Origin of the sequence: Sphingopyxis sp. H073 (assembly GCF_001468395.1) — a bacterium.
Taxonomy (GTDB): Bacteria; Pseudomonadota; Alphaproteobacteria; order Sphingomonadales; family Sphingomonadaceae; genus Sphingopyxis.
The window spans coordinates 80,950-87,238 of record NZ_LNSG01000013.1 but is presented as its reverse complement, the minus strand read 5'-3'; the positions used below and the strand labels follow the sequence as shown (position 1 = coordinate 87,238).

Below are 6,289 nucleotides of genomic sequence, written 5' to 3'. Positions count from 1 at the left end.
GATGCGGGGCGGCGGGCGCGGTGTCGGTTCGCGGCGCGGCGGCCGTGCGAAGACAGTCGGGGCCATAGGCGCGCAGCAGGAACATGAGGAGCCGGTCGCTCTGGCGCAGGCGGCGGCCGACGCGGTTGCCCTCGCGGTCGAACACCGGCTCCTCGCTGCCGATCAATGCGCGTTCGAACGCGGCGTCGATCAATTTCTTCGACGCGGCCTCGATCGCGGCGCACCAGGCGCGGTCGAACGCCTCGGCGCCGGGCGAGCGGCGCAGGCGATAGGCGGAGGATTCGGACATGCCGACGGCGCGCGCGGCATTGGCGACCGACCCGCCGTCGGCCAGCGCCTCGATAAAGGCGCGCTGCTTGCCAGGCGACCAGCCGTCCTTGCGGCGCTTTTTCAGCACCGGTACCCAGTCATAGGCGGCGGGGTCGTGGCCGTGCGCGTCGAGCGCGGGGGTGGCGGGATCGGGCGAGGGGATGGGGGCGATGTGGCTCATCCGCCAGTTTGGAGCATGGCGGGGGAATGTAGGAAAGGGGGGTTTGGGGGTGAGCGTACGAAATAGGATTTGGGCGTGGGTGTCTGGCTAATTTGGGATTGTTATACCTGTCATCGTAATTCCGGATCTGCGGAGGCGGCGCGCGGGATGCGTGGGTTGCGATGAATAGAGGGCCGCGTAACGAAATGGGAAGATTGCGGGTACAGTGAAGGCCAAAAGTGTCGGGTAGTTGCCAAGCGGGCTTGATTGGCTAACAAAGCCAGAATGACTGACGACTACGATTCTCTGCTTGAGAAAACCCCATTGCTTTCCGCCAAAGATGACGATCTCGGCAATATTCTGCCCCGAGCGTTTCTGGATCGCTTTAATGTTCTTAGCTATCGGAATGCAGCTCGTATTTTGTCGAGCGCTGCTCAGTCGGACTTGTCCGAGTTAGTCGATAGCTTAATGGCATTCTCTATCTCGACGCCTGAAATGGTGAAGGGAGGTGGAAACAAGTCCGAAATCGCAAAGAACATGGATTCATTGTTGAATCCAAAGGGCTGGCATGAAACTCGTATCAGAGCGGACATGCTGATTGAAAAGATCGTGACGCGACCAAATCCTGATCACGGAAAAAGAGGTCAGAAGAAGACCGTTATTTCTTCAGAAAGATTCAAAATCTTAAAGGTTATCGATGGGCATAAAATTGATTTTGTAAAGAATAGGGTCGCATTTGATCTTGAATGGAATAGCAAGGATCAGACTTTTGATCGTGATCTTTATGCTATGCGAGCCTTTTATGAAGCCGGCATCATTGATGCCGGAGTGTTGCTTACTCGAGATGCGTCGCTGGCGCCGATGTTTAGAGAAATCGGCGATAGAGTTAATATCAAAGATTTTAAGAGCAAATATGGCGCAAGCACCACTTGGATGGGTAAGCTTACGTATCGACTGGACGCTGCGCGTAATGGAGGTTGTCCGATACTAGCAATCGGTATTACGCCGAAGGTTGTTTCGGACTTTGAAAACTGGAAGAATGATCATCCGATCATCCGCGATACAGGTGATCTGGGAAATTTGTCTGAACCCACTGAGGATGAGGAGGATCTATAATTATTCAGCCGCGATCTCTGCTGAGCTATTATAATTATAAGTGTCCCAAGTCGGCTTGTAATTATCGTCGGCCTGATTGCCCCAAACGGTCCATCCTTGCCGTTTCCCTCGACTGAACATTTCCAGTCGGGGCCCCCAACTGCAATCCTCTATGAGCTTATATTGCTCATCGGGCTTTCGGCTATGTTCACGCTTCCGCGTCTGCAGCATGTTGACCTGGCTGCGGCCCGGATCGAGAGTGCGGGCATTCTTCCCGCGTACACCGAACAGCAACAATTCTGTGACGTTCCGGAAGTAGAATCCCACACCGCGTCCGTCGGAGCCACCATCCTTACGGACCTTATGCCATACGATGTTTGAGATGTAGCGATAGCCCCACGCTTCCATCACCCTCAAGCCTTCTGGCAAAAGAGCGTTCGGCACCCAAAGATATAGATGCGAGGGTTCATCCGCGATATCAGATACCGGCAACGCGCAAATCTCCTCGAGCGTCATGGTCCCGTAGCGGTTAAGACGTTTATGCTCTGGAGCTACCTTTCCAGTACGATTCTGGAATTGCCATGGGGGATCGGCGAGAATCGTTCCAAATTTCTTGCCTCGCGCGGTTGCGAGTAGATTGATGGCTGCGTCGCTGAGCGGGGCGTCAGATGAGAACATAATGAGATCTTGGCCTAGCTTGCTGAGAGCGTCAAGCAGTTACGTTGCTGCCATCACTGAATTGAACTTAGTTGTCTCTCAAACCGAAAACCCGCCCGCATTCCGCCGGTTAGACCCCGCCGCCAGCACCTTCTTGCCCGTCGGGGTCAGCGCCCACTTCGGGCCCTGCTTCACGACGAGGCCCAGCGCGACGAGTTCGTCGCGGATGGGGTCGGTCGGGAGTTGCGGGCGGCGGTTCGAGAGGCCTTCCAGCGTCGCGCGCTGGGGCTGGCTGAGGGTCAGGAGTTTGAGTTTTTTCTTGTCGGTCATTTTGGGGGCCTTTGCCTCTGCTTATCGCGGGCCGCGTAAGCTGTCCGGCCCGCCCCGCTGCGACTAGCGGCCCTTCGACAGGCTCAGGACCGCAAGCCTTGCTGCCCCTCCCACAAGGGGAGGGGTTTGGAACATTATTCGGCGGCGATGCCCGCCTTGGCGAACATATCCTCGCCCTCGTCGCTCGCTTCGATCGCCGCGGCGCCGTCGTCGTTGGCTTTCGCCTTCTTGCGGTTGTCGAAGCTGGTCCAGACCTGGTTCCAGTCGCCGCGCGTCGCGGCCTTCGAATATTCGGTGGCGCGGGTTTCGAAGAAGTTGGCGTGCTCGACGCCGTTCAAGAGCGGGGCGAGCCAGGGGAGCGGGTGCTCGTCGATCATGTAGATCGGCTGGAAGCCGAGCTGCCCCAGGCGCCAGTCGGCGATGTAGCGGATGTAGCGCTTGATCTCCTTCGGCGTCATGCCGGGGACGGGGCCCTGTTCGAAGGCGAGGTCGATGAACGCATCCTCGAGCCGCACCGTCTTCTGGCAGCAGTCGATGATGTCTTCCTTCACCGCCTTGGTCAGGCAGTCGCGTTCCTTGACGAAGGCGTGGAACAGGCGCGTGATCCCCTCGCAGTGGAGGCTTTCGTCGCGCACCGACCAGCTGACGATCTGGCCCATGCCCTTCATCTTGTTGAAGCGCGGGAAGTTCATCAGCATCGCGAAGCTGGCGAAGAGCTGAAGCCCTTCGGTAAAGCCGCCGAACATCGCGAGGGTGCGCGCGATATCCTCGTCGCTGTCCACCCCGAAGGTGCCGAGATAGTCGTGCTTCGCGCGCATCTCGTCATATTCGAGGAACATGCCATATTCGCTCTCGGGCATGCCGATCGTGTCGAGCAGGTGGCTGTACGCCGCGATATGGACCGTCTCCATGTTGCTGAACGCGGTCAGCATCATCTTGATCTCGGTCGGCTTGAACACGCGGCCATATTTGTCGTGGTAGCAATCCTGCACCTCGACGTCGGCCTGGGTGAAGAAGCGGAAGATCTGCGTCAGCAGGTTGCGCTCGTGATCCGAAATCTTCTGCGCCCAGTCGCGGCAATCCTCGCCCAGCGGCACTTCCTCGGGCATCCAGTGGATCTGCTGCTGGCGTTTCCAGAAATCATAGGCCCAGGGATATTCGAAGGGCTTGTAGGTCTTGCGGGCTTCCAGCAATGGCATCGGCGTACTCCAGTCGAAACTCGGTCCAGATTCCCTCTCCCCTTGTGGGAGAGGGAGGGGCCCAAGGCGTCAGCCTTGGGAGGGTGAGGGGGTGAGTGCGGTTTCAACCAGCATCAGCACGCCCTCGATATTCGTCATCACATCGTCATTCCAGAAGCGGATCACCCTGTATCCTTCACCCTCGATGAAGCGTGTCCGCGCTTCGTCGTAGGCGACCGCTTCGCCATGCTGCCCTCCGTCGACCTCGATCACCAGCCGCGCGGCGTGCGATGCGAAATCGGCGAAGAAGGGCCCGAGAGCTTGCTGGCGGCGGAACTTTGCGTGAGGAAAAGCCTCTCGCAAGGCGCGCCACATGCGCTTCTCGGCATCGGTGGCTTCGCGGCGGAGCGTGCGCGCTCTTTCGGTCGTCCACCGGGGGAGGTCGGCCTTGCGGCCTCTTCCCCTCACCCTCCCATCGCCGCTCACGCGGCGACGGGCCCCTCCCTCTCCCACAAGGGGAGAGGGGTTTTATGCTTTACTGGCAGGCCAGGCATTCATCGTAATCGGTGCTTTCGGCGCTGAGTTCATATTTCGGCGCTTCGGCGGTGTTGTCGGCCTCGACCCCGCCCGCGAAGCCGGCGCGCTGCACCGATTTCGAGCGGAGATAGTAGAGCGATTTGATGCCGAGTTCCCACGCGCGGTAGTGGAGCATGAGCAGATCCCATTTCTCGACGTCGGCCGGGATGAACAGGTTCAGCGAGGCGGCCTGATCGATGTACGGCGTGCGGTCGGCGGCGAGTTCGAGCAGCCAGCGCTGGTCGATCTCGAAGCTGGTCTTGTAGCAGTCCTTCTCGTCCTGCGTCAGGAAGTCGAGGTGCTGGACGCTGCCGCCCTTTTCGAGGATCGAATTCCAGATCGCGTCGCTGTTCTTCGCCTTGTCGACGAGGAGAGCTTCGAGGTGCGGGTTGCGGATCGAGAAGCTGCCCGAGAGCGTCTTGTGCGTGTAGATGTTCGCGGGGATCGGCTCGATGCACGCGCTGGTGCCGCCGCAGATGATGCTGATCGACGCGGTGGGCGCGATCGCCATCTTGCAGCTGAAGCGCTCCATCACCCCCTGATCGGCGGCGTCGGGGCAGGGGCCGCGCTCCTTGGCGAGCAGCATCGACGCCTGATCGACCTGCGCGCGGATATGCTTGAAGATGCGCAGGTTCGACGACTTCGCCATCGCGCCCTCGAACGGCAGGCCGCGCGCCTGCAGGAAGCTGTGGAAGCCCATGACGCCGAGGCCGACCGAGCGTTCGCGGCTGGCGCTATATTTGGCGCGCGCCATTTCGGGCGGGGCGCGGTCGATATAGTCCTGGAGGACGTTATCGAGCATGCGCATGACATCCTCGATGAACAGCTTGTCGCCGTTCCACTCGTCCCAGGTTTCGAGGTTCAAGGACGAGAGGCAGCAGACCGCGGTGCGATCGTTGCCGAGATGGTCGCGCCCCGTCGGCAGCGTGATTTCCGAGCAGAGGTTCGAGGTCGACACCTTGAGCCCGAGGTCGCGATGATGCTTCGGCATCATGCGGTTCACCTGGTCGATGAAGATGATGTAGGGCTCGCCGGTCGCGAGGCGCGTTTCGACGAGCTTCTGGAACAGCGAGCGCGCGTCGACGGTGCCGCGGACGCTCTGGTCCTTGGGGCTGCGGAGGTCGAATTCCTTGCCGTCGCGCACCGCTTCCATGAACTCGTCGGTGATGAGGACGCCGTGGTGGAGGTTCAGCGCCTTGCGGTTGAAGTCGCCCGAGGGTTTGCGAACCTCGAGAAACTCCTCGATCTCGGGGTGCGAGATGTCGAGATAGCAGGCGGCCGAACCGCGGCGGAGCGAGCCCTGCGAAATCGCGAGGGTGAGGCTGTCCATCACGCGGACGAAGGGGATGATGCCGCTGGTCTTGCCGTTGAGGCCGACGGGTTCGCCGATACCGCGCACCGCGCCCCAATAGGTGCCGATGCCGCCGCCGCGGCTGGCGAGCCAGACATTCTCGTTCCAGGTGCCGACGATGCCCTCGAGGCTGTCGTCGACCGAATTGAGGTAGCAGCTGATCGGCAGGCCGCGGCCGGTGCCGCCGTTCGACAGCACGGGGGTGGCGGGCATGAACCACAGCTTCGAGATATAGTCGTAGAGGCGCTGGGCGTGCTCCTGGTCGTCGGCATAGGCCGAGGCGACGCGCGCGAAGAGGTCCTGATAGGATTCGCCGGGGAGGAGGTAGCGGTCCTCGAGCGTCTCCTTGCCGAAGTCGGTGAGCAGCGAATCGCGGCTGCGGTCGACGGCGACGTCGAATCGGCGCGCGTGCACCGCGGGCTCGCCCGAATCGTTAAGCTTCGCAGGCGTTTCCGCCTTGCCTTCCGCCTTCGATTCGGTGGCCGCCGGGGCGTCCGTCTTCGTCAGTTCCATCGTTGCCACGTCGTTCGTCTCCACCCGCTCTGTTTCGCGAAAATCCATCTAGATCGCCCCCATTTCCCGACGCGCGCGCAGCGCGTTTGTTCCCGTCCTGTTCGACTCGGGGCGAAGCCC

At 60.6% G+C, this 6,289-nt stretch carries 6 protein-coding genes and 1 pseudogene; 1 reads left to right on the top strand and 6 read right to left on the bottom strand.

The window, feature by feature from the left end; genetic code table 11:
• Nucleotides 1-490, bottom strand: a pseudogene (locus ATE64_RS19025) (hypothetical protein); the annotation flags it as partial.
• 264 nt (nt 491-754) lie between these two features.
• Here ATE64_RS19025 and ATE64_RS19020 point away from each other — a divergent pair.
• Nucleotides 755-1,585, top strand: coding sequence for a BglII/BstYI family type II restriction endonuclease (locus ATE64_RS19020; protein WP_058457458.1), 831 nt, complete (start codon nt 755-757; stop codon nt 1,583-1,585).
• Here ATE64_RS19020 and ATE64_RS19015 read toward each other — a convergent pair whose 3' ends face one another.
• The 5 genes from ATE64_RS19015 to ATE64_RS18995 form a co-directional block, all read right to left on the bottom strand.
• Entirely contained in the window at nt 1,586-2,242 is a 657-nt protein-coding gene (locus ATE64_RS19015; protein ID WP_058457459.1) for an MT-A70 family methyltransferase, read from the bottom strand.
• Between the two features lie 78 nt (nt 2,243-2,320).
• Entirely contained in the window at nt 2,321-2,551 is a 231-nt protein-coding gene (locus ATE64_RS19010) for a hypothetical protein (RefSeq protein ID WP_058457460.1), read from the bottom strand.
• Between the two features lie 134 nt (nt 2,552-2,685).
• A complete protein-coding gene (locus ATE64_RS19005; RefSeq protein ID WP_058457461.1) occupies nt 2,686-3,750 on the bottom strand; it encodes a ribonucleotide-diphosphate reductase subunit beta in 1,065 nt (354 codons plus the stop codon).
• A 69-nt stretch (nt 3,751-3,819) separates the two neighbouring features.
• On the bottom strand, nt 3,820-4,197 hold the full coding sequence (locus tag ATE64_RS19000) for a DUF559 domain-containing protein (RefSeq protein WP_058457462.1): 378 nt from the start codon (nt 4,195-4,197) through the stop codon (nt 3,820-3,822).
• 67 nt (nt 4,198-4,264) lie between these two features.
• Nucleotides 4,265-6,217: a ribonucleoside-diphosphate reductase subunit alpha gene (locus ATE64_RS18995; protein WP_156416631.1), complete on the bottom strand. Its 1,953-nt coding sequence runs from the start codon at nt 6,215-6,217 to the stop codon at nt 4,265-4,267.
• Nucleotides 6,218-6,289: the final 72 nt, after the last annotated feature.

Excerpts from the sequence above, each read along its gene's own strand:
- ATE64_RS19020 (WP_058457458.1), top strand. The coding sequence starts at position 755 with ATGACTGACGACTACGATTCTCTGCTTGAGAAAACCCCATTGCTTTCC.
- ATE64_RS19015 (WP_058457459.1), bottom strand. The coding sequence starts at position 2,242 with ATGTTCTCATCTGACGCCCCGCTCAGCGACGCAGCCATCAATCTACTC.
- ATE64_RS19010 (WP_058457460.1), bottom strand. The coding sequence starts at position 2,551 with ATGACCGACAAGAAAAAACTCAAACTCCTGACCCTCAGCCAGCCCCAG.
- ATE64_RS19005 (WP_058457461.1), bottom strand. The coding sequence starts at position 3,750 with ATGCCATTGCTGGAAGCCCGCAAGACCTACAAGCCCTTCGAATATCCC.
- ATE64_RS18995 (WP_156416631.1), bottom strand. The coding sequence starts at position 6,217 with ATGGATTTTCGCGAAACAGAGCGGGTGGAGACGAACGACGTGGCAACG.